Consider the following 23,964-nt stretch of genomic DNA (forward strand, 5'->3'; position numbering starts at 1 on the left):
TGATCCTTCAATAATAAGTGCATCTTATTCATTGAAGATAGGTTAGAGGATAGCCGGAGTGTTTTTTTTATTCGTTAGTGTGGTATGTTATATTTTTGAAGAATGAAATCAATACAATCGTTCATGGCTGGAGGGAGATCAATGCAGATGGACAACAACGAAATAAATTCAAAGCATTTGGATCATCTGGATCATATGAATTTTAGGCTCCTTCACGTGAATTATACGAGTGATCCTGCGAAGGAGTGGCTTCTGAGGAAACACTTCATTGAAACATACATGTTATTATTTGTAGCCAGTGGACAAGGGTGGTTAAAGATAGATGGCAGTTTCATTGAATTAAAGGCGGGCGGACTGTATGTAGGCTTCCCGGGGCAACTGGTTGAGGCAAATGTGCATTCATTGGATGAACGAGGTTTGTATCACATGAGTTTTGATGTCATGTACGCACTGGAGCAGGAGGGTGGGACAGCCCTTGAAATGATGAAGCAACTTTTACGTAATGAAGTGAATGGCGAGGTCAGCTCATCTTCGCCCGTTGCTGTTGGCGTGATCTGTCAGATGATTTACCACCACACATTGAAGAAGGATGGTTTGCAAAGGTACTATGGTCAGATTCGTTTTCAGGAACTATTGTATACCATGTTTTACGACGTGGCCTGTGCCGAAAAGACGGATCTGGTTTCACCAATAGAACATGTTAAAGGCTACATGGAGCAGAATTATTCGAAGAGATTAACCATTGAGGAATTAGCAAATGTGGCACGAATGAGCCCTCGACATTTCATGCGTTTATTCAAGAAAAGGTATGGTTCCAGTCCAGTGGACTATTTAACGCTATATCGAATCAAACAAGCCCAGATCTTAATGAGAAATGATCATAGTTATCGACTCAAGGATGTGGCATCGTACGTGGGTTATCAGGATGAGACGTATTTCCGGCGTAAATTCAAGCAAATCTCTGGCATTCCACCAGCAGCGTTTATACGTAATAGCAAACAAAAAATTGCTGCAGTTCATTCTTTGAGCATTGGTATACTGCTTGCGTTGCAGATCATTCCATGTGCCGCGCCGGCAAGTCATCCGTGGACATACTATTATAGACGTAAATATGAAACGGACAAAGTTATGCCACTCGCAGAGAGTGAGGCCACCTGGCTGGAACAGCTTCGATTAGTTAAACCTGATTATATTATTACGATTGGGACAGAGTCTGAGGTTTTGCAATGTCAGCTTCAATCCATTGCTCCTGTGTGTGACCTCCCGTGGGAAAAAGGGGATTGGAGAGCACATTTGAGATATGTTGCAAGCTTTTTGGACAGGTCGGATATTGCAGAGGTTTGGCTTCAAAGATATGAAGAGAAAGCAAAAATCATTAAGAATCAGCTTGCGGATTTTATACGAAAAGATAAGCTAGTTGTACTCAAAGTTCAGGGTGAAGCGTTGCAGATGTTAGGCCCAAGGAGCATTGCTTCCGTTTTTTACGTTGATATGCAAATGGAGGGTCCCGAAGGAGTTGAGACTTATTGGGAACGGGACACAGTGACCATTAAGGAGTTATCTGTTCTCAACGTTGAGAGAATATTACTGATTGTGGGTGATGACGAGTCATCCAGGCAGACATGGTCTGCTGTGCGTAAGTCTGAAGAATGGCTTGAGTTGTCAGCGGTACAGAATGGCAGAATGGATATCCTGTTGTCGAGCGTCCTGCTGGACTACACGGCGTTTACCCATGAGCTTATGTTGGATGAAATTTTAAAGCTATGGCAAGATCGTCCACAGCAAAAAGTCTGAATAGTCAATATCATGCCTGTACATATTTGATTATACTACTCCTATATCTTAGTGATAATGATAATTATTATTGATTAGACATTGTCATATATTAATGACCTATAGGGGGTACATACAGAATGAGATTCAGACGGTTAACCGTAATATGCACGATGATGTTGATGCTCGTTATTTCGGCTTGTGGAGCAGCAGGCAAAGAAGCGTCCCCGAGCGAGGGACAAAAAGCGGGCACCACCAATTCGTCAACAACAGAAGCAAGTCAGGTGAAACAGGTGAACACGGAAATGGGTGAAGTTGAAATCCCGGTAAACCCGCAAAAAATAGTTGGTCTGTCCGTTGTATATCCAGAATTTTTATATTCACTTGGCATCGTACCGATTGCTGTACAGAACTACCATGAGGAGTTTCCTTCTTACTTGCAAGAGCCATTTGCAAACACGATGAAAATGGGAATAGGAAGAACGCCTAACTTTGAAGCCCTCATGGAGGCAGATCCGGATTTAATTATCGCTCCTGACTGGTGGTCCAAAAAGGACTATGATCAGCTTACTCTGATTGCACCTACCGTACTTTTGCCACAGCGTGATGATTGGCGCGATGAACTGCGGGATATTGCCAAAATTCTGGACAAAGAAGAACAGGCCGAAAAGGTCATTCAGGATTTGGTCGCTAAGGAGAAGGTAGCTGCTGACCAATTGCACAAGCTGATTGGTGAGGAGACTGTTCTCTACATTAGAGTGATGGAAAAAGAAATCGTACTTCATGGGGAGAACCTTGACCGAGGAAACTTTGTCCACAAACGATTGGGAATGAATCCACTTCCTAATTTCCCGAAAGATCAAACGGCCATGTCCGTATCCTTGGAAGTACTGCCTGAATACGACGCAGATCATCTGATCGTTCAGCTGGATGATGAGACTAATCCTGAAATTAAAAAGAAATTTGAAGATATGTTATCTTCATCTTTATGGAAAAATCTGAAAGCAGTCAAGCAGGACCACGTCTACATGGTGGGTGGGAAGGAATGGTTCAATCTGGGAATGTCCCCACTTGCCGATGAATATGTCATTGATGATATTGTTGCTGCTTTTGAAGCAAAAAACAAATAAAGCAAACTGGGAATGTTACTTGTATCTCGAATTCATAACTAAATTAACAGGGTGTGTTCAAGATGAATGAAGAAGATATCTACGATGTAACCATCATTGGAGGCGGACCTGCCGGCATGTATGCGGCTTTTTATGCAGGGATGCGTGACATGAAAGTTAAAATCATCGAAGGTAAAGACCAGCTTGGTGGTTTTCTGCATACCTATGCGGAAAAAACAATTTGGGATGTAGGTGGTCTACCGCCTATGAAATGTTCGAAGTTGATCGAGTGGCTTGTCCAGCAGGCCAATACGTTTAATCCAAGGATTGTATTGAATTGCAAAGTAGAAAGGTTCACTCGACTGAATAACGGAATATGGAGTATGTATACCACTGAAGGGGATATCCATTATACACGTACGATTATTGTCGCGGTAGGCCGTGGTATCGCAGAGATTCAGAAGCTGGAGCTTCAGGAGCCGATTGAATATGAGCAAGAGAATCTTCATTACACCGTCCAAAATCCAGAACATTTTTCAGGGAAACGTGTGCTTATTTCAGGAGGAGGCAACAGTGCAGTAGACTGGGCAATTGAACTTGCTAAACTTGCACACAGTGTAGTCGTAATTCACAGGAATAATGAGTTCCGTGCAATGGAACGAAATGTAAGCGAGATGAACAATATAACGGATGTGAGAACACCATACAGCATCACGCAGCTTCATAATAATGGCAAGCGAATCCAGCAGGTTGTGATTACGCATATGGAAAGTCAGGACAATGTCGTGTTGGAAGTGGATGAAGTCGTCATTAGTCACGGATATAAAAGCAATTTAAGTGATCTTGCCAGTTGTGGCTTAGAAATGGACGATGGAATGGTTCTAATGAGCCACCATGCACAGACGAGTCTTCCGGGTGTTTTTGCAGCAGGGGACTGTGCGACCCACGAGAGCAAAGTTAGACTCATTGCAGGAGCCTTCAATGATGCGATCGTGGCAGTTAATAGTGCGAAACAATATATGACGCCAGACGCCCCCCAGATGGCTTATGTTTCTTCCCATAATGAAATCTTCAGAGAAAAAAATCGACAAATCCCAAGTCTTTAAACTTGGGATTTGTTTGCGCATTTCGATTCGTTGGAGTATTAAAGTCTGCTCTTTTAACATTTCCTTAATTTTGGGAGGAATGGAAGGAGTATCGAATCTGTAAGCGGTAATTGTAAAATTTGATCGAAAAAACACAAAAAATCTTGTAAAATTCACAAGAAAAATAGGGAGCACTCTTGCAATCTTTAACCAAAACCCCGAAAATAGAGAGACAGATATAGAAGATTTCTCTTTGGGAGGATTGGAAAGAACATGTGGGGTGCTCCTTTTACGGCTCAAGCCAAAAAAATGCTGCTACTAGGCAGTGGAGAATTGGGAAAAGAGGTCGTTATTGAGGCCCAACGACTGGGAGTAGAGACGATCGCTGTTGATCGTTATGAGAACGCACCTGCAATGCAGGTCGCGCACCGGTCTTACTGCATCGACATGCTGGATGCCGAAGCTTTGAAACAATTGATCCGTAAAGAAAAACCTCATTACATCGTACCTGAGATTGAAGCTATTGCAACAGAAGCTTTACTGGAGCTTGAGGAAGAGGGATTTTGTGTAGTACCTACTGCCCGAGCTGCACGTTTAACGATGGATCGCGAAGGCATCCGTCGGCTTGCAGCCGAACAATTGAAACTTCCGACAGCTGACTACCTTTTTGCGGACAACCTGGAACAACTTCAGGAAGCCGTACGTGAGCTTGGCACACCTTGTGTCATTAAACCATTGATGAGTTCTTCCGGCAAAGGGCAGAGTGTATGCCGTACACCGGGCGACATGGAGGATTGCTGGAACATTGCTCTTTCGGGAGCTCGTGGCAAATCCGTTCGTGTTATCGTGGAGAGCTTTGTGCAATTTGACAGTGAGATTACATTACTTACCGTTAGGTCTGTATCAGGCACCGTATTCTGTCCTCCGATCGGCCACATTCAGAAGGATGGGGATTATGTCGAATCCTGGCAACCTCATGCAATGACTCCTGAACAATGGGAGCAGGCTTGTCATATTGCCAAATCCGTCACGGATGAACTTGGCGGTCATGGACTGTTTGGAGTGGAATTGTTCCTGACTCCGGATGGTGTTGTGTTCAGCGAGGTATCTCCTCGTCCACATGACACAGGAATGGTTACAATGGTGACGCAAGACAGTTCCGAGTTTGCGCTGCATGTACGTGCAATTCTTGGTTTTCCGGTCACAGGTGTACATCTGTTGACACCGGGAGCTTCAGCAACGCTGAAGGCTAATGATGAAACATCTGACTTTACTGTAGGCGGGATAGAAGAAGCACTGGCTATTCCTCGTACTCAGATTCGTGTATTTGGCAAACCTGAGACAAAAGTAGGACGCCGAATGGCTGTAGCCTTAAGTGCTGGCCAAGATGTGGAAGAAGCTCGTAAAACAGCGGTGCAAGCCGCTAATATGCTGAAAGTGGAGGTAAATCATGTCCAATAATGTTGAGGCCCCTGTACTGATGATCCGAGAGTGTGAGCTGCGAGATGCTGAAGCGGTAACGGGACTGATGCGAGAGGTCAGCTATCCGACAACAACCAATGTCATGAAAGAACGCATTGAATGTTTGGAAACCAATCCAAACGCATGCATGCTTGTTGCCGAAGTGGATGAACAAATTATTGGTGTGATTGGCTTGCAGTGTGTGCAAAGTCATGCCTATCCAGAACCTGCCGCACAAATTACTTCCCTGATTGTAGGTCAAGAACATCGTGGTGGTGGGATTGGCCGTCGTTTGATGGCTCGTGCCGAAGATTGGGGCAGACAGCAAGGTGGTAAACAACTGTTTGTCACGGGTGCTAACCGTGAAGTGACTTCAACAACGTACTCTTTTTATGAGCACATTGGTTTTCAGAAGAGAGGCTATCGGTTCAGTAAAGTTCTTCTATAGTATAAAAAAAGTTTCTTCTATTGCATGGAAATTCTCATGATATCCTGATCTGCACATTCTGGTGTGGTGAATGATAAATAGATGGTGAAGCGACATTCGACTAGCATTTTTAGTCCGAATGTCTTTTTTTTATGCTTTTGTCAATGGAGGTAGAGCCTTACAGGATAAGCCCTTAGGACAAATCTGAAACATTCTAAAAAATGACAAAAAAGTTACTTTTCCATATTTTATAGGTTCACAATCTCCTGTTGAATTGATATACTGCTAGAGTATTAATTACAAAATTGTAATAACTAATCTTAAGGAGATGAATGAATTTGAAAAAGAAATGGATGAAAACTGTCGTAACGAGTAGTCTGACAGCCGTACTGGCCGTAGGGGTAATGCTTCCTGCTTCCGCGTCTGCTGCAGATTCAACATATAAGACTATCACCACTTACAAAATTACAAGTACAGACAGCTTGAAAGCTTATATTGAGAAATGGCTCAAACAAAATGGATATACCGTATCCGAGGGGCAAATTGTAGAGAAGCCTGCTACGCAGCCTGATCAAACAACGAAACCTGCTGAGCCGACAACAAAACCAACTCAACCAACAACAAAACCTGCTGAGCCTACAACTAAGCCTGAGCAACCGACTAAACCAACACAACCAGCTCAAGAAGAAAAACCGGAAACTACTCCGGCTAAAGATCCTTCAAACACAGGTAATACAGGTAACAATACAAGTAATAATGGTAGCAAAAGCACACAATCCGACTTTGCTACTCAAGTTGTAAAACTTGTGAACGCTGAGCGTGCCAAAGCAGGTCTGAACGCCCTGACTTCAGACGCACTTCTGGACAAAGTGGCAGTAGCCAAAGTAAAAGATATGAGCAACAACAACTATTTTGATCATCAGTCACCTACGTATGGTTCTCCGTTTGATATGATGAAACAATTCGGGGTAACTTACAGCTATGCAGGTGAGAACATTGCCAAGGGGCAAAAAACACCTCAGGAAGTTGTTACAGCTTGGATGAATAGTGAAGGTCACCGTGCCAATATTCTGAGCAAAAACTTTACGCATATCGGTGTAGGTTTCTACAACGGATACTGGGCACAAGAGTTTATCGGTAAATAATCGATTTATAATGAAGAAAGTATGAATTTCTTTTCCACAAGGTTATGCCAGCACGCAGTTCAAATCTGTGTATGGCATAACCTTTTTTCCGTAAAATGACATAAGGAAAATGAATTCTGCAAATGTAGCGGCAAAATTTGCAAATTAACGACAGAACATTTATGTTATTTAGGAATAACATCATCAGGGCGTGTCTGAAAACTCCGAAGGAAGCGGATTTTCAGACACGCCTTAATGTAAAGTCATTATAAATTATTAAGCACCCGGATTGGTGTACTTGAGCGGAGATGTGATGATGAAAAAGAAAAAAAGCCTTGATTCAGCACCATGGATCTGGAGAACCGTCAGTACAGTATCCATCTTGGCAACCTTGTTGTTGTTATTTGGATTTGGATACGCTATAAAAGACGTGATTTTCCCCGAGGGAGATACAGCGTTAACTACAGGCCAGGAGGCAACTGCTCCATCCAAGGATATCGAGGGGGAACCGGCTGTCGTGGAAGATGGCAAGATTCGGATGGCCGTCATCGGCGATTCCCTGGCAAGAGGCACGGGGGATGATGAAGGACTCGGTTTTGTGAGACGTGCAGGGAACCTGCTTAAAGATAAAGGATATGATGTTCAGGTTCTTAATAATCTGGGTGTAAACGGTTTGAGAACAGATGCTTTATTGGAAAAACTCGATGAGCAAGGCGTGCGTTACGTCCTCCAACAGTCCAATTTTATTTTGCTCTCGATCGGCGCAAATGATTTGTTCCAGGGAGGGCAAGTTCTACAGGGGGAAGATCCGCCCACAGCAGAGCAGCTGGCAGCGGCTTTGCCGGAAACGTCGAAGCGCCTTCAAGAGATATTGAAGAAAGTTAAAGAAATTAATCCCGATGCACAGATTGCGTACATAGGGTTGTACAATCCATTTGGCGATGTGAAGGAACTGGAGAAGCCAGGTAATGCAGTGGTTGCTGCATGGAACGATGCTGCACTGGCTATTTTGAACAATGAGGACAAGATGACACTGGTGCCTACATTCGATTTATTTGAAAATCATCTGGGGGAGTATCTCTCGTCAGATCATTTCCATCCCAACGGACAAGGTTATGAGCAAATTGCAGTTCGGATTACACAGGAATACCAGGCAGATACACCGGCAGAAGGGAGCGGAAATTAAATGGCAGAGCAGCAGTATGATTCCGTCTTGTCTGTACAGCATCTGAAGAAGCGGATCGGACGCAAGTGGATCATTAAGGACGTTACATTTGACGTGAAACCTGGTGAAATCTTTGGATTTCTCGGTCCCAACGGTGCCGGAAAAACAACAACGATACGGATGCTGGTGGATCTGATCAAACCAACAGAAGGAAAAATTAAAGTCTGTGGTTATGATGTGAATCGGGACCCTGAGCGTGCATTGAAGTATGTAGGTTCCATTGTTGAAAATCCGGAGGTATATACATATCTGACAGGATGGGAGAACCTGGAGCATTTTGCCCGCATGCAACCAGGTGTGGACAACGAGCGCATTCAGGAAGTTGTGGATATTGTGCGTCTGGATCAGCGGATTCACGATAAAGTCAGAACCTACTCATTGGGTATGCGTCAACGGCTCGGTATTGCACAAGCGCTGCTTGGGCGACCGCGTCTGCTCATTCTGGATGAACCGACGAATGGCCTTGATCCAAAAGGCATTAAGGAACTTCGTGTCTTTATTAAGCAACTTGCCAGTGAAGGCATGGCTGTATTTGTCAGCAGTCACTTGTTAAGTGAGATCCAGCTTCTCTGTGACAGAGTAGCCATTATCAGTGCTGGGCGTGTGCTTGCTGTTGGAGGTGTAAGCGAACTGATTGAAGATCATTCCAAGTTGGCCATTTGGCATGTTTCACCACTGGAGCTAGGCAAAAAGATGTTACAGGATGCAGGCATTGCTCTGGTAGGTCGACCTGCGGATGTGATGGATGATACCATTGTTGCGGGCCTTGGTCCCAACGCTGTGGTTGCCGAGATGCATGAGGATCGAATCCCTGATCTGGTGCAGCAGATGGTTCAAGCAGGTATTCAGGTTGAAGGTGTACAGCGGATTCAGCCTACGCTTGAACAACTATTCTTAAAAATGACAGAAGGTGAATCCATTGAGTAATATCATGCCGCTGATCCGTAATGAAACGATTAAGATGGTGAAGAAAAAACGGCTTTATATTATATTTATTGTACTTGCGGTCCTCGTACCGATGTTTACGTATGCCCAGATGAAATCTGCGGAGAATAATCGCGACAAGTTTGGCGGTGATTGGCGTCTTGAACTGCAACAGGCCATCACAGACAATCAAAATTCGCTCGGTAGCGATCGGGTACCTGAAGAGTACAAAAAATATAGAACAGTATATATCCAGCAGATGCAGTACTATCTTGAAAATGACATCAATCCCAAAGAACCAGGTGGTGTTACCTTTACGCGGGAGTTCATGAACAACGCGGTTGGTCTGTTTATTCCACTGTTAATCATGGCTATTGCTTCAGATCTTGTTTCAGGTGAACGTACGACAGGTACGATTAAAATGCTTTTAACGCGTCCGGTTAGACGCTGGAAAGTGCTTCTGAGTAAATTAATTACGCTGATTATGTTTGTTTCGATCATAGTGGTATCAGCCTACATTATATGTTATGCCATATCGGGTGCGGTCTTTGGTTATAAAGGTTTCAACATGCCAATCTTCACAGGATTCAAAGTTGTGGGAACAGATGTCGATATGTCGGCAGTGCATGCTGTAGACCAGTGGCTGTATATGCTTATGCAGGCAGGACTGATCTGGTTTGTGAGTGTAATTGTGGCTATGCTTGCATTTATGGTATCCGTGCTTGTGCGCAGTACTGCTGCGAGTATTGTTATCATGATGGCCGCGCTGATTGCAGGAACAATCCTGACCAGTATGGCAGCATCCTGGCAGACAGCGAAGTATCTGTTCATGGTTAACCTCGAACTTCCGAATTATTTGTCTGGCGGATTACCTCCAATCGAGGGTATGAATTTAGGTTTTTCCCTTATTGTGCTTAGTGTTTGGGGCATTGCTTCACTCATTGTGTCATTCCTTGTCTTTACGAAACGGGATATCTTGAATTAAAATGGACAAGGATAAGAAAACATCTGTTTGCATTTTAGGCATTTTTTTAGTTGCAAGTTAAGAAGGGGGAGCATGAATGGTCGAGCAAATCGATATGTCGGCAGGTTCGACAGGCGGAGGACAGGGGTCTTCAGGCTACGACGCGGACGACATTCAAGTACTTGAAGGGTTGGTAGCGGTACGGAAACGGCCGGGGATGTACATCGGCAGCACCAGCACTTCGGGTCTACATCATTTGGTATGGGAAATTGTCGACAACGCTGTCGACGAACATCTCGCCAAATTCTGCTCCAAAATCGATATCACGCTGCATAAGGACGGTTCTATTACGGTTCAGGATAACGGAAGGGGAATTCCGACAGGTATACATAAAACAGGGATTCCTACTCCCCAGGTCGTGTTTACGATTTTGCACGCAGGCGGAAAGTTCGGTGGATCAGGATACAAAAAATCAGGCGGTTTGCACGGTGTAGGTGCGTCAGTTACAAACGCATTGTCCGAGTGGCTTGAAGTCGAGATTTTCCGTGATGGCAAGATTCATCGTCAGCGATTCGAGTATTGGAAGGACAAAAAAGGGATTGAACATGTCGGTGAACCGGTCTCCGGTCTCGAAGTGTTGGGCAATACCAATCGGACAGGTACAAAAGTTACATTTAAACCGGATATTCGTGTGTTCCAGAATGGCATTCAATTTAATTATGATACATTGGCAGAACGCCTTCAGGAGATTGCTTTTCTGAATTCGGGTCTGAGAATTGTGCTCAAGGACGAACGTTCGGGCAATCAGGATGAATACATGTATGAAGGCGGAGCAAGCCAGTTTGTTGCTTTTCTTAACGAAAATAAAGATGTCCTGCATGATGTTATTCACTTCTATGCGGAGAAGGATGACATTGAAGTCGAAGTGGCAATCCAGTATAACGCGGGTTATACGGAGACACTGGCTTCGTTCGTGAACTCGATCCCTACTCGGGGCGGCGGTACTCATGAGACCGGATTCAGGGCTGCGTATACCCGAGTAATGAATGATTACGCACGGCGTACCAGCATGATTAAGGAAAAAGACAAAAACCTCGAAGGTAATGACCTGCGTGAAGGTATGATGGCTGTCATCAGTGTCAAAATGTCAGATGTTGAGTTCGTAGGTCAGACGAAGGATCAGCTCGGCAGTGCTTCCGCTCGAAGTGCAGTGGATTCGGTCGTGTCCGAAAATATTCAAAGGTTTCTGGAAGAAAACCCGCAGGTAGCTCAAACGTTAATTCGCAAAGCGGTACAAGCCTCCAGAGCCAGAGAAGCAGCTCGCAAAGCACGTGATGATATGCGTACAGGCAAGAAACGCAGTGAGAGTTCCAACCTGAACGGCAAACTGACGCCGGCGCAATCAAAGGATTTTACCCGAAATGAGTTGTTTATTGTTGAAGGTGATTCCGCAGGTGGTTCTGCCAAACAGGGACGTGACTCGAAGATTCAGGCTATTCTGCCGCTTAAGGGAAAACCGCTCAATCCAGAAAAATCGAAGCTGGCCGACATTCTCAAAAATGAAGAATACCGTGCCATTACAGCGGCGATTGGGGCGGGCATAGGAACCGAATTTGCAGTTGAAGACAGCAATTATTCCAAAATTATCATTATGACCGATGCGGATACGGACGGCGCACATATTCAGGTGCTGCTGTTGACCTTCTTTTATCGTTATATGAAGCCTTTAATTGATGCAGGCAAAGTATATATTGCTCAGCCGCCATTGTACAAACTTACTCGTAAGTCTGGTAAGCTTGCGAGTGTTCGATATGCATGGACGGATGAAGAACTGGCGAATTATATGAAGGAATTCGGTAATAATGTTGAGCTTCAACGTTATAAGGGTCTTGGTGAGATGAATCCGGATCAACTGTGGGAGACAACAATGAATCCGGAAACTCGTGCGATGCTGAAGGTACAGATTGTTGATGCAGCAAAAGCAGAACGTCGTGTATCTACGCTCATGGGTGATAAGGTTGATCCGCGGAAACGCTGGATTGTAGAGAACGTCGACTTTACAGAGTACGAAGAATAGAAGGTGCTTGGAATGAGTCCATCAGAACAATTTATGCCGGCCTTTCTCGAAGAGGTCGTTGGGGACCGTTTCGGTCGCTACTCCAAATATATTATTCAGGATCGAGCCATTCCGGATGTCCGGGATGGGTTGAAGCCAGTACAACGGCGTATTCTGTATGCCATGTACGATTCAGGTAATACGCCTGACAAGACTTACCGCAAGTCTGCCAAAACCGTTGGGGACGTAATGGGTAATTATCATCCACATGGTGACTCATCCATCTATGAGGGCATGGTGCGGATGGCTCAGCCATGGAAAATGGGCCATATGCTCGTGGACGGTCATGGTAACTGGGGATCACAGGATGATGACCCGGCAGCGGCGATGCGGTATACGGAGGCCCGTTTGTCGCCCATCGCGATGGAGATGCTTCGCGATATCGAGAAACGGACGGTTCTGTTTAAGGATAATTTTGATAATACGGCCAAAGAACCGGTTGTATTGCCATCCCGTTATCCGAACTTGCTGGTTAATGGTGTCAGCGGTATTTCCTCCGGATTTGCAACGGAGATTCCTCCACACAATTTGCGTGAAGTCATTGATGCTTCGATCGCTGTGATGGAGAAACCGTCAATTGAGCTGGACGAAATTATGATGTTTATGAAGGGTCCTGACTTTCCAACAGGCGGATTGATTATGGGCGGTGACGGCATTCTGGATGCTTATCGCACAGGTAAGGGACGGATCTATATCCGGTCCAAAACCGAGATTGAAAACATGCGCGGTGGCAAACAGCAAATCGTCATTACCGAAATTCCTTATCAGGTCGTGAAATCTCGTCTGGTTACAGCGATGGAGAACATCCGACTTGAGAAGAAGGTTGAAGGTATTGCCGAAGTGCGTGATGAGAGCGGACGTGAAGGTCTGCGGATCGTGGTTGAGTTGAAAAAAGAAGCTGACGCACAAGGTATTTTGGCTTATTTGCTGAAGAAAACCGACCTGCAGGTCACTTACAACTTCAATATGGTTGCGATTGTGAATAAAGCACCACAACAAATGGGATTGAAATCAATTCTGGAGGCTTACATTGCCCACCAGCGGGAAGTTGTGACATTCCGTACCCGGTTTGAGCTGGAGAAAGCGGAAGACCGTGCACATGTGCTGGAGGGCTTGGTTAAAGCTCTTAACATCCTTGACGAGGTCATTGCAGCGATCAAAGCGTCGAAGAACCGGCAGGATGCTCAGAATAACCTGATGTGGATGTTTGGATTCACGGAACGTCAAGCGGATTCCATCCTTACTTTGCAATTATACCGTTTGACGAATCTGGAGATTAATTCTCTGGAGAAGGAACTCGGTGAACTGATGAAAAAGATTGCGCAATTACGATCCATTCTGGATAGTGACCGCAAGCTCATCGGAGTCATTCGCAAAGAATTGATGGAGATTCGTGAGAAATACGGCATAGACCGTCGTTCTGCGATTCAGGGTGAAGTGGAAGAACTCAAGGTTAATCTCGAAGTACTTGTGAATGCGGAAGATGTATTTGTTACGTTATCCAAAGAAGGATACGTGAAACGTACAGGCATGCAGTCCTTTACACGTTCTGGTGGTGAACGGAGCGGAAGTGGAGTAAAAGATGGCGATTATATCGCTCAGGTTCTGGAAGTAAACACACTTGAGAATCTGCTTGTCTTTACGAGGAAAGGTCAGTATTTCTTGTTACCTGTTCATCAGGTACCTGAATTCAAGTGGAAAGACCCGGGCACAGCCATTGTGAACGTGATTCCCCTTGCGAAAGATGACCGTATTGCAAGTGTGCTTGCTGTGAAATCCTTTGAAGAGCCGAATCACAGTCTGGTCTTTGTCACACGAAGAGGACAGGTGAAACGAACGGAACTGAAGGATTACGTGACCAAACGTTCCGGTGCAGTTGCGGCTTGTAAAGTGGGCAAGGACGATGAAGTGTTATCTGTACATCTAAGTACAGGCGGTCAAGATATTATGCTGATTACAAAAGAAGCCATGGCGATTCGTTTCCGAGAGGATGAGGTCAATCCAATGGGACGTGTATCCGGTGGTGTTCGTGGTATTCAGTTGAGAGATACAGATGAAGTTGTATCCGCTCTATGGGTAGAAGGAGATGAAGGTGAAGTTGCCGTGTTGTCCGATCTGGGATATGGTAAACGTTCATTACTCCTGGATTATGCTGTCCAGAGCCGTGGAGGCAAGGGACTTGCCACATTCGAGTTCAAAGAAGGCAAACGTGTGAAACCGAATGGCAGCCGTATTGTTGGAGCGTTTTATTGCAAAGAGCAACGTAAGATCACTGTAATGACCAAGGAAGGCCACGTGCATCAGATCTCTTCGGAAGGTGTTCCGATTACTGAGCGCAAACATATTGGCAAACTGATTGTTCCTGTGGATAAACAGGACGAGATCGTTGAACTTCTGAGGGACTTTAATGAGAATCAACCAGCAGCATCTTCATAAAAACAAACAAACGAGACTTTTCGCAGAACAGCTAATCCTGTCATGCGAAGAGTCTTTTTTTGTTGTTCGAAGGCGGATTAGAAGAGGTCATCCATGCGAAGTTTAACAACCTTCGTCGATTACGGTCGATCGCTAGGAAATTGAAAAAAGGCAGCAGGAATGCGGCTTTGGAGCGCGAAAACTTAAGCAGGTGAAGTGATAACCGGTTGCAGAGAGGAGCGATGGAAGATGTATAATTCCGATTTTGCCAAGTGCTGGTCCAGGTTAACGAAAGATTATAAATTGCATATGGATCAAGAGCTGGCACCCTCATTAACGGAGGCTCAGCTGGCTGTTCTGGAGGTACTCGAAGACCATCAGAAGATGAAACCTTCGGATCTGATTCCTTATCTGGCGACTACGCCAGCTGCCGTAACCATGCTGCTCGATCGAATGGAGAAGAATGATCTGATTCGCAGGAATCGGGATAATCAGGATCGACGCATTGTGTGGGTATCTCTGTCAGAGAAAGGAAGAATGGAGACAGAGCGGGGAATCACCATCCGTAATGAATTCATGAACTCTGTTCTCAGTAACATTTCGATGCACAATCAACAATTGCTGGTATATCTGTTAGGCAAAATGACTACACCCAAGACCAAAGAGCCTGCTTTATCTACTTCGGTATGATACCATGCTGATTTTTCTGAATAACCATAGGAGTGCCTGCTCGTTTCATGCAGGAGCCCTATGGTTATTTTATTTACAAATTACATATGATACACACTGTGTCCAGGTTGGTTGAGTAAAGACAAGGATGTAACACAGTTAGTATGTCCTAATATTATTTTTGTGAATTCATATGTAAAGAGTTGACTATGTAAATATTTTTGTTATAATAAGTAATTGTTCCCCTGATATTTCGTGTACGAAATATTATATTCCAAAAGTAAAAGGGTGAATCAATGACTGATACGTATGAAGTATTCTATATTATTAATTCGTTCCGCCAAGTTAATCAAATGCTTTTTCGAGCATTTTGGAATGAAAACAAGGAGATCGAGCTGACTTCGATCCAGTTTATGGTGTTATCCATTCTGAGGGAGCGTCCTTCCATTGGCATCAACGAAGTGGCTGAGCTATGCCATATGGGCAGCAGTTCCATGAGCGCTGTTGTGGAGCGACTGGTCAAAGGCGAGTATATCGTTCGGACACGTTCAGATGCTGACCGCCGCTCCGTTAAGCTTCAGATTACGGACAAAGGGGAACAGGCCCAACAGGAAACGCACCATTTGTGGATGGAAAGAGTGTCACCCATTCTGGATATATCGAAGGAAGACCTTGAGCACCTACTTAGAATTCATAGTCAAATGATTGAAAAGTTAGAAGGAAGAGAGATGAACAACATATGAGTACGACTACTGCTGCAGCTCCATCCTCAGCGATGGACAACATCAAGAAAGGCCCGATTGTAGCGGCATTGTTAATTGGTGCCTTTGTGGCATTCCTGAACCAAACCCTGATGAACGTAGCGCTTCCTAAAATCATGGAAGACCTCGCGATCAATGCAAACAAAGCCCAATGGTTAACGACGGGTTACATGCTTGTGAACGGTGTACTGATTCCGGTTACGGCATATCTGATTGCCAAATTTTCAACGCGTCAAATTTTTATTACAGCCATGACTCTATTTACCATAGGTACATTAGTCTGTGGTCTTAGTCCAACCTTCACCATTCTGATGGTAGGTCGTGTTATTCAAGCGGCAGGTGCAGGTATCCTGATGCCACTGATGACCGTTGTATTCCTGACCATCTTCCCGATTGAGAAACGCGGTCAGGCCATGGGAACCATGGGGATCGCGATGATTCTGGCCCCTGCGATTGGGCCTACACTTTCAGGTTATGTGGTTGAGCATTATTCCTGGAGATTGTTGTTCTACATCATCTTGCCATTCTCTATTATTGCAACGGCAATTGGTATTGCTTTTGTTAAAAACGTAACACGTCAATCCAGACCTAAACTGGATTATCCAGGCGTTATTTTATCTACACTTGGTTTTGGTAGTTTGCTCTACGGATTTAGTGATGCGGGTACCGATGGATGGGGCAGTGCAATTGTCATTGGATGCCTCGTCGTAGGTGCGATATCCCTGATTCTGTTCGTTATTCGTCAACTGACAACAGATCATCCGCTCCTTGAGTTCCGTATTTTCAAGTACAATATGTATTCATTAACGACAATTATCAATATGCTTGTGACGATGGCGATGTTTGCAGGTATGATCCTGCTTCCTATTTTCTTACAAAACATTCGTGGTTTCTCACCGATTGAGTCAGGACTTCTGATGATGCCTGGTGCGATATTGATGGGGATCATGTCTCCGATCACGGGTCGCATATTTGATAAGGTAGGCGCTCGCTGGCTTTCAGTTGCGGGTCTTGCTATTACGGCGATCACAACATTTGGACTGAGTCGCCTGGCAATCGATACTACGTACGGCTACATGATGTTTATCTACACGGCTCGTATGTTCGGTATGTCGATGCTGATGATGCCGATCCAGACAGCAGGTCTGAATCAACTGCCACAACGTCTGAACGCGCATGGTACCGCCATGTCTAACACATTGCGTACTGTTGCCGGAGCGATTGGTACAGCTATACTCGTTACCATCATGAGCAGCAAGCTCAAAACACATCTGGCGGATGCAGTGGCTGCGGGTCAGGTTGATCCTACTGATAAGACAGCAATGATAGCTGCTACAGCAGATGCAACGATTTACGGTGTTAACTATGCATTCATTGTGGCTACCGGAATGACTGTGGTTGCTTTGATCATGGCGTTCTTTATTCGGAAAACAAAACCAGCTGTTGAGCCTGTTACTGTAGAACAGGAAAAAGCGACTGCTACTGCATAACGAATATTAGATAAAACCAAAAAAGAGAACTCTAGCAGTCGAAGGGGTAACCCTAACTGCCTGAGTTCTCTTTTTTTTTTGGTGTGCGTGATAGGAGGAGAGTACTTTTATTATTCGGGCTGGATCGTTGGATCGATAAGAAATACAGGATCGGGCTCATGTCCGAACCGTTTTAGATTAATGGTTCCGTTCAGCTGAAACTCCACACCTTCGCTAATCAGTTCTGTTTCCTGCATCATGCGCGAGTGTTCGTCCGGTATGGAGATTTCGCCTTTTGCGTTGACAACACGGTGCCAGGGCAGACGTTCCTTTCGGCTCAACGAGTGTAGAATACGGACGACTTGTCTCGCCGCTCTTGGACTTCCAGCATGGGCTGCAATCTGACCGTAAGTCATCACTTTACCTTCGGGAATCGCCGCGATGATCGCAATGACTTGTTTGGTAAATGGGGTCATCATGATGTCTCCTCTCTGTATCTTAGGTATATAGCTGAAAATATGAAAAAACGTGTCGTTCAGATACAGAATCTGAACGACACGTAATATGGACAGATCTAACCTGATCCTGTGCACTTATAGAGGTTGTTCAAAAAAACCACTTTTGATTACGAATGATGCCTATCGACATCATCAGCATCGAATAAGGAATTCAGCCGAAATAAGCGGGAGGCTTACGAAGTATGTTTCCTGCGGAAACATTGTAGTTGCTCACGTAGCTTTTCTACGCTCCGCTACTCCATTTCTAGCTTCATTCATCTTCTCGGTACTAAAAACAGTCTTTTTGAACACGTATTATAGAGGTTGTCCAAAAGCTTTTTGGTACACGGCAGCGGGCCATTCTGCCCAGGGGAATTCTCTTGCAGGCAAAGATTGCAGAATAACTTCTTCCTTGGTAACTGGATGAGGAAAAGCAGCAATCGCAGACCATAGAGAAATCTGTTGCCCGGGTTTATTCACGCTTGCGCCGTACTTCTGATCCCCGTACAGAGGGCAGCCAATTTCTTTCATTTGCACCCGAATCTGATGAGATCTGCCGGTGTGCAGTTCGATATGGACGAGGCTGTAACGTTCTGTCTCGCCGATAACACGGTAATCCAGAACGGCATCCTTACCGCCAGCCGTACCTTTAGGTACAACAGTAACGGTATTTGTACGTGCATCTTTCAGGAGCGTGTGTTTTAACGTTCCCTGCTGTGCAGGCAACTTGCCATGTACAACAGCTGCATATATTTTACGGAAATGACGTCCCCGCACAGTCTCGGACAATCTCGAAGCTGCTTTAGAAGTCTTGGCAAAAATCATTGCCCCTCCAACAGGACGATCAAGTCGGTGTACTAACCCGAGATAAACATTGCCAGGTTTATTGTATCGTTCTTTCAGATCCTGCTTCAGCAATGTAAGCAAATCCGGATCACCTGATGAATCTTCCTGTGTAGGTACATTGACCGGCTTCGTAATGCCTAACAGATGGTTGTCTTCGAACAAAATCGGAATTGCATCGTGATTATGCCGATGTTCTGACATGATTAAGACTCCCAACGGCCCAGAATGCCACAAGGCAGATCCAGACCACTGCGTGTGATCGGCAGACCAATTTCACCTGCAGTAATGTCACCACCGTACTGAGCAGACATCGTCATGGTCAACATGTTGCGCAGAACCGTAGAGGAAATGCCCGTAGTGTAGGAGTTAACCAACATGAATAATGGATTATCCGACAAGATCGTCATACATGACTTCAAGAATGGATAAAGGTTCTCTTCCAGTTTCCATGTCTCGCCATTCGGACCGCGGCCATAAGAAGGAGGGTCCATAATAATGGCGTCATAACGATTTCCACGCCGTTGTTCCCGTTGTACGAATTTGAATACATCATCTGTAATAAAACGAACAGGGCGATCAGCCAGTCCGGATAATTGAACATTTTCCTTGGCCCATTGAACCATGCCTTTAGCTGCATCCACATGCACGACAGAAGCGCCTGCGTAAGCTGCGGCTACCGTTGCTCCGCCTGTATAGGCAAACAGGTTCAAGACAGAGATCGGGCGTCCTGCATTGGAGATTTTATCCATCATCCAGCTCCAGTTGGCAGCTTGTTCAGGGAACAGACCAGTGTGCTTGAAGCTGGTAGGTTTAATGTGGAATTTCAGGTTTTCGTATCCGATCGTCCAGCGCTCGGGAATAGGCTTTTTCATATCCCAGTTACCGCCACCAGAAGAGCTGCGATGGTAGTGACCATGCACCTGACGCCATTCATTGGTTTCTTGCTCGAGGGGCCAGATAATCTGTGGATCAGGTCTGCGTAAAATCACATCTCCCCAACGCTCCAGTTTCTCGCCGCCTCCTGTATCGATTACTTCATAGTCCTTCCAATTCTTAGCTACGTACATAATGATTTATCCATCCTTCAAAAGTCATTTGGATACTATTGTACAACAAAAAAGGGCTTGTACGCCAGTTGGGGGACGGGATCATTGGAGGAAGGTATTACAACTGACCTTAAAGGATGAAGTATTTTAGCTGTGTTGAAATCCAGCATGCCCCATATACTGAAAAACAAAGATAACCAAAAATTTAATTTGACAATGATAATCATTATCACATATGATTTTGTTAATCCAAAATTCATTCTTTCTTCATAGAGAGAATATAACATGATCAAATTAAAGTGAGGGAAAAATAGATGGCTAAATTGTTAGTTGCTTATGCGAGCATGACAGGAAATACAGAAGAAATTGCAGAACTGATTGTGGAGGGAATTAAAAAGGGAGGCCACGAGGCAGACCTGAAATCCGTAACGGATTGTAATGCATCTGATGTATTGGACTATGACGGATTCATGATCGGTGTGTACACCTGGGGAGATGGGGAGTTGCCAGATGAATTCCTTGATTTCTATGAGGAGTTGGATGAGCTTGACCTGAGTGGTAAGAGAGCTGCGGTGTTTGGTAGTGGTGACACCTCGTATGAGCAGTTCTGCGGTGCAGTTGATCTCGCGGCTGCCAAGCTGCAAGAGCGTGGGGCGGAGGTATCTCCAGAGATGTTGAAAATTGAATACAGTCCGCTTGAGCAGGAGAAAGAAACATGCCGTGATTTTGGCAAACGCTTCGCTGCTGCCGGATTACAGGTATCCTAAAGATCATGTTAAAACATAATGTTCAGGCATCGATGCCAGTCGGAAGAAATGATCTTTCTGGACGTCTGCTTGAAGATTACAGATTGGAAGAAATGCTGCGCAGCCCACACCGATTCATCCGCCCTGAACCCGTGTCTGAGCAGCGTCTTCCACTGCAATGGAGGCACCGTGTACAATATGCGGTGAGCCATGCGATCAATGCCTTTTACAGTCTCGACCCCGATGTTCGCAAAGAGGTACCCGTACAGTATTTACTTGAGAAATGGTGGCCCAGAAAGGCGGATGGTTTCGAATCTGTTCTCCATTACTGGGATGTGAAGAACAAGATTACGGATGAATTGTCACTCGCCATTGCAATGAACGATGATCTGAAGCATCCAGCCATTCTTTTTGAACAGTGGAGAACGGAGTTACCTTCATTATCCATGCATTTGTCGATGATATTTCAGGCGGCCTGGCAACCAGAAGGCTGGGATTCGTTGCTTATTCAGAAATATATGGTTGTCCATGATCCAAACGTAGTTGAAGCGTTTCAGCATATGGTCAGTGTATTCTGCTGGGAAGCCTTCGGAAAATTACCGGGTATGATCGAGATATACTGCTTGTTGGAAGGACGCAAAATTAGGTACATCCCTGGACGCCAGTCTCTGATACGTTCCATGGACTACATTCTCTTGATACGTGACAGCATGCCCCAAGCAGAAGTGGTGGAGTCAGAACAGTTTACGACGCGTGATAAAGCGCGCATACATGAAGAGGTAGATCGCTGGAAAACGGAAGCCGTTGAACCGAAGAAAACATGGTTGATGTGAAGGCGATTGAAGGATAACGATATATCATGCACATAGTGGAGGGGAAGTTGCCATGTCTACCGGTCTAAGTCAAGATATAAGCAGCGGCAAGAGACGTGCAGGAACTTGCGAATTCAGTCCGTTGCCAGTACCCCAGTCGGTTATACGAAAGTTGCTTGATGAAGCAGATCCTTCATTATATGTGATGAGTTCAGAACCCTGGAGGTTTATGTTGTTTGCAGGCGAAGGGCGACAGCTTTATCTGGAAGCGGTCAGACAGAGCTATCCACCCCATCTAGCTGATCGCTACGGCGATTGGGCTACATATCAATACACGGAAGCAATTCCAACCCATCTGGTTGTCGTGGCACCTAGAAATGCCCGTGAGGATGATCTTCTGCCGGCCAAAGCCTGGAGCAAACGCTTTAGTATTCTGGCTGCGGAACAGGGTTTGAATGCGGTCTGGAAGATCAATGATTATCAACAACATCCTGTGTTTATGAATTTGATGGGTTTGACAAGTGCAGAGAAGGTGCTGGGGGTATTCCATATCGGTTACGGAGACCAGCCTGGATTGCGGGATGTGGATGCAAGCAGACCAGCCTCTGAACTGATGACGGTCTATGACCATCTGGTATAAAACGATTCTTTAGTTTTTATTTGCTGGTGTTGGATAGAAAATCACGAACGAGCTGACGATTCGTCTGATCTTTGTTATATACGGAGTATAATCGATTGGATACTGTAAGGACATTGCCAAAAAAGAATCGTTCGAATTGGGTCTGTCTGCCCCCGAATGATCCAGCCCCAAGCTCCCAGATCAGGCGGAACAGAGCGTTGCGTTCATAAGAAGCCATATTGTTCCCTTTCAGATATATATTCAGTGAAGGAGCGATATCGGATTGAAACTCTTCTTCCTGAGGGATCATAATTACCCCGCTCGAACCCAAAAGTTGCAGAATTTCAATCATCTCAGGATAAAGTTTCGGAAAAAGCAGATTGGCTGCCATCAATGGTTTGGGTGCAGGTAATACAAATCCTCTTCCGTCTGGTATGGCGCCTGCCTCTGCGGCCAAAGCCAATGCTTTTAACGATTCAAGACCTGCGAACACTCGTGCAGTTTTCTCAATAACATGTGCTTCCTTATTGAGATCGAGAGTATCCGTGAGAAGCTGGAGTGTACCGAGAACAAATTCCGTCTTGGCAATATAACGACACAATACCTGATGACCTGCGTGAATATGAAAGTTGCTACCACTGAAGAGACGCGAGGATATTTCCTCACTTCCTGCAAAAAATATCCGTTCATGCGGAACGAGCACCCGGTCAAAGATGACGATATTGTCCATTTCTTCATATCTGGAACTCAGGGGATAATTAGTGTGAGATTCGGCTGCATAGGTATCCCTGCATACCAGACTGATTCCCGGAAGATCATTGGGGACAGCAAAAGAGAATGCAAATGGATTTTCGTCATCAAATGGGGCAGGCGAAGGTGACGGATAGACAAAAATCTCATCCGAAGTGGCAGCTTGTGTAGCCATCATGAATGCTCCGCTTATAATGAGACCTTCCTCGGTGCGATCTACGACCTTTGCGGCAATAGCATCCTCAGTGGCATCCAATTGTCCTGAAATTTTGCTAGCATATGGCTGAATAAAGGCATGGGATAGCGTAATATCATGATCACGGCAGTACGCATAATAATTCTTGAGATTTTCTGCATATTGGGGAGATAGTTCGTTCAGGAGATCGGCACCTGTGTAAAAGGACATTATGGCTGTATTCATGTAATCGGGTGAGCGACCAAGAAAGCCATGATGCACATTTGCCCAGATATTCATCCCTTCCCGGCGTTTACGGAGGTCGTCTGCACTGGTTGGAGGCAGGAAGGATATGCCCACAGGTTTGCCGTCTGCCGGGGAGGCATACGTCATCGTTTCTGCAAATTTAGGATCAGATTGCAGATCATACATGTACATCTGAGTCTCCATTAAGCCAGCAAATGCTACATGTTCAGAGCGTTTTCCAGTAATAAGGTTACCTTTGTACCAGCAAGGGACGGACTGTGCATCAATTCGTTCGCGATACTGTGTGCCACTTTTAACAGGCATTGTTATTCACCTCTTGGTTCTAATCGTTCATGGGCATACTGACTTCTTACGTAGTGTACGTAGGTCATCTGTCCAATGTGCATTTAAGAGGTGAGAAGGATTTTTACAGAATAGGCTTGATAATAATTATCATTCTTGTTACAATAGAAAAAGAAAAAGGAACCGGTAAGGGCTCCTTTAAGTGGATCACATGAAATTACTTATTTTACTTCAAATGTCTTACAGTCTGTTTCAGCAGACTGACTTGCTTCTTTGGAACTGTGACTCACAATGTAGATCGAAGATGCGTTACATTTGTTCTCTTGAGCCCAGTGACGACAGGAATTAACTTCACACAATACGTCTTTTGCCATGATTGTTAACCTCACTTTAATTTGGATT

At 45.0% G+C, this 23,964-nt stretch carries 22 protein-coding genes; 17 read left to right on the forward strand and 5 right to left on the reverse strand.

The window, feature by feature from the left end:
* Nucleotides 1-279: 279 nt before the first annotated feature.
* The 14 genes from FE296_RS15015 to FE296_RS15080 all read left to right on the forward strand — a co-directional run bounded on the left by FE296_RS15015 (nt 280) and on the right by FE296_RS15080 (nt 17,543).
* A complete protein-coding gene (locus tag FE296_RS15015; RefSeq protein WP_190945237.1) occupies nt 280-1,794 on the forward strand; it encodes an AraC family transcriptional regulator in 1,515 nt (504 codons plus the stop codon).
* A 119-nt stretch (nt 1,795-1,913) separates the two neighbouring features.
* A complete protein-coding gene (locus tag FE296_RS15020) occupies nt 1,914-2,903 on the forward strand; it encodes an ABC transporter substrate-binding protein (protein ID WP_150365459.1) in 990 nt (329 codons plus the stop codon).
* 62 nt (nt 2,904-2,965) lie between these two features.
* Nucleotides 2,966-3,988, forward strand: a complete 1,023-nt coding sequence (locus FE296_RS15025; RefSeq protein ID WP_150365461.1) for an NAD(P)/FAD-dependent oxidoreductase — start codon at nt 2,966-2,968, stop codon at nt 3,986-3,988.
* A 252-nt stretch (nt 3,989-4,240) separates the two neighbouring features.
* Nucleotides 4,241-5,428, forward strand: a complete 1,188-nt coding sequence (gene purT / locus FE296_RS15030) for a formate-dependent phosphoribosylglycinamide formyltransferase (RefSeq protein ID WP_150365463.1) — start codon at nt 4,241-4,243, stop codon at nt 5,426-5,428.
* The gene (locus tag FE296_RS15035; RefSeq protein WP_017687788.1) at nt 5,418-5,876 is read left to right on the forward strand and encodes a GNAT family N-acetyltransferase; all 459 of its coding nucleotides are present in this window, start codon (nt 5,418-5,420) and stop codon (nt 5,874-5,876) included. Before purT ends, FE296_RS15035 begins: the two co-directional genes overlap by 11 nt.
* 317 nt (nt 5,877-6,193) lie before the next feature.
* Entirely contained in the window at nt 6,194-7,000 is an 807-nt protein-coding gene (locus FE296_RS15040) for a CAP domain-containing protein (RefSeq protein ID WP_150365464.1), read from the forward strand.
* Nucleotides 7,001-7,295: 295 nt separating this feature from the next.
* Nucleotides 7,296-8,165, forward strand: a complete 870-nt coding sequence (locus FE296_RS15045) for a GDSL-type esterase/lipase family protein (RefSeq protein WP_150365536.1) — start codon at nt 7,296-7,298, stop codon at nt 8,163-8,165.
* Complete coding sequence (locus FE296_RS15050) at nt 8,166-9,131, forward strand: ABC transporter ATP-binding protein (RefSeq protein WP_124116265.1); 966 nt, start codon at nt 8,166-8,168, stop codon at nt 9,129-9,131.
* Nucleotides 9,124-10,113 carry an ABC transporter permease gene (locus tag FE296_RS15055; protein WP_150365466.1) on the forward strand — a complete coding sequence of 330 codons (990 nt, stop codon included), beginning with the start codon at nt 9,124-9,126 and terminating at the stop codon, nt 10,111-10,113. The genes FE296_RS15050 and FE296_RS15055 overlap by 8 nt, the downstream gene beginning before the upstream one ends.
* A gap of 76 nt (nt 10,114-10,189) precedes the next feature.
* Nucleotides 10,190-12,169, forward strand: a complete 1,980-nt coding sequence (gene parE / locus FE296_RS15060) for a DNA topoisomerase IV subunit B (RefSeq protein ID WP_091029012.1) — start codon at nt 10,190-10,192, stop codon at nt 12,167-12,169.
* A gap of 12 nt (nt 12,170-12,181) precedes the next feature.
* Complete coding sequence (gene gyrA, locus FE296_RS15065; RefSeq protein ID WP_150365468.1) at nt 12,182-14,644, forward strand: DNA gyrase subunit A; 2,463 nt, start codon at nt 12,182-12,184, stop codon at nt 14,642-14,644.
* Nucleotides 14,645-14,872: 228 nt separating this feature from the next.
* Nucleotides 14,873-15,313, forward strand: a complete 441-nt coding sequence (locus tag FE296_RS15070; protein WP_124116267.1) for a MarR family winged helix-turn-helix transcriptional regulator — start codon at nt 14,873-14,875, stop codon at nt 15,311-15,313.
* Between the two features lie 275 nt (nt 15,314-15,588).
* The gene (locus tag FE296_RS15075) at nt 15,589-16,035 is read left to right on the forward strand and encodes a MarR family winged helix-turn-helix transcriptional regulator (protein ID WP_036613308.1); all 447 of its coding nucleotides are present in this window, start codon (nt 15,589-15,591) and stop codon (nt 16,033-16,035) included.
* Complete coding sequence (locus FE296_RS15080; RefSeq protein WP_124116268.1) at nt 16,032-17,543, forward strand: DHA2 family efflux MFS transporter permease subunit; 1,512 nt, start codon at nt 16,032-16,034, stop codon at nt 17,541-17,543. Before FE296_RS15075 ends, FE296_RS15080 begins: the two co-directional genes overlap by 4 nt.
* 110 nt (nt 17,544-17,653) lie before the next feature.
* Here FE296_RS15080 and FE296_RS15085 read toward each other — a convergent pair whose 3' ends face one another.
* The 3 genes from FE296_RS15085 to FE296_RS15095 form a co-directional block, all read right to left on the reverse strand.
* On the reverse strand, nt 17,654-17,998 hold the full coding sequence (locus FE296_RS15085; protein ID WP_124116454.1) for an MGMT family protein: 345 nt from the start codon (nt 17,996-17,998) through the stop codon (nt 17,654-17,656).
* Between the two features lie 336 nt (nt 17,999-18,334).
* Entirely contained in the window at nt 18,335-19,066 is a 732-nt protein-coding gene (locus tag FE296_RS15090; RefSeq protein ID WP_150365469.1) for an RluA family pseudouridine synthase, read from the reverse strand.
* Nucleotides 19,067-19,068: 2 nt separating this feature from the next.
* Complete coding sequence (locus FE296_RS15095; RefSeq protein ID WP_017687801.1) at nt 19,069-19,932, reverse strand: class I SAM-dependent methyltransferase; 864 nt, start codon at nt 19,930-19,932, stop codon at nt 19,069-19,071.
* A 293-nt stretch (nt 19,933-20,225) separates the two neighbouring features.
* Here FE296_RS15095 and FE296_RS15100 point away from each other — a divergent pair, with 293 nt between their 5' ends.
* Genes FE296_RS15100 through FE296_RS15110 form a run of 3 tightly spaced genes read left to right on the forward strand, consistent with a single transcriptional unit; the run spans nt 20,226 to nt 22,109 of the window.
* Nucleotides 20,226-20,678: a flavodoxin gene (locus tag FE296_RS15100; RefSeq protein ID WP_150365471.1), complete on the forward strand. Its 453-nt coding sequence runs from the start codon at nt 20,226-20,228 to the stop codon at nt 20,676-20,678.
* 5 nt (nt 20,679-20,683) lie between these two features.
* Nucleotides 20,684-21,490, forward strand: coding sequence for a hypothetical protein (locus FE296_RS15105; protein ID WP_150365472.1), 807 nt, complete (start codon nt 20,684-20,686; stop codon nt 21,488-21,490).
* A 52-nt stretch (nt 21,491-21,542) separates the two neighbouring features.
* Nucleotides 21,543-22,109: a nitroreductase family protein gene (locus FE296_RS15110; RefSeq protein WP_150365473.1), complete on the forward strand. Its 567-nt coding sequence runs from the start codon at nt 21,543-21,545 to the stop codon at nt 22,107-22,109.
* Nucleotides 22,110-22,125: 16 nt separating this feature from the next.
* On the opposite strand, the gene FE296_RS15115 is transcribed toward FE296_RS15110, so the two are convergent.
* Nucleotides 22,126-23,583 carry a 4-hydroxyphenylacetate 3-hydroxylase N-terminal domain-containing protein gene (locus tag FE296_RS15115; protein WP_150365474.1) on the reverse strand — a complete coding sequence of 486 codons (1,458 nt, stop codon included), beginning with the start codon at nt 23,581-23,583 and terminating at the stop codon, nt 22,126-22,128.
* Nucleotides 23,584-23,783: 200 nt separating this feature from the next.
* The gene (locus FE296_RS15120) at nt 23,784-23,936 is read right to left on the reverse strand and encodes a DUF1540 domain-containing protein (RefSeq protein ID WP_074095586.1); all 153 of its coding nucleotides are present in this window, start codon (nt 23,934-23,936) and stop codon (nt 23,784-23,786) included.
* Nucleotides 23,937-23,964: the final 28 nt, after the last annotated feature.

This window comes from Paenibacillus sp. UASWS1643 (assembly GCF_008693195.1).
Classification (GTDB): Bacteria; Bacillota; Bacilli; order Paenibacillales; family Paenibacillaceae; genus Paenibacillus; species Paenibacillus amylolyticus_B.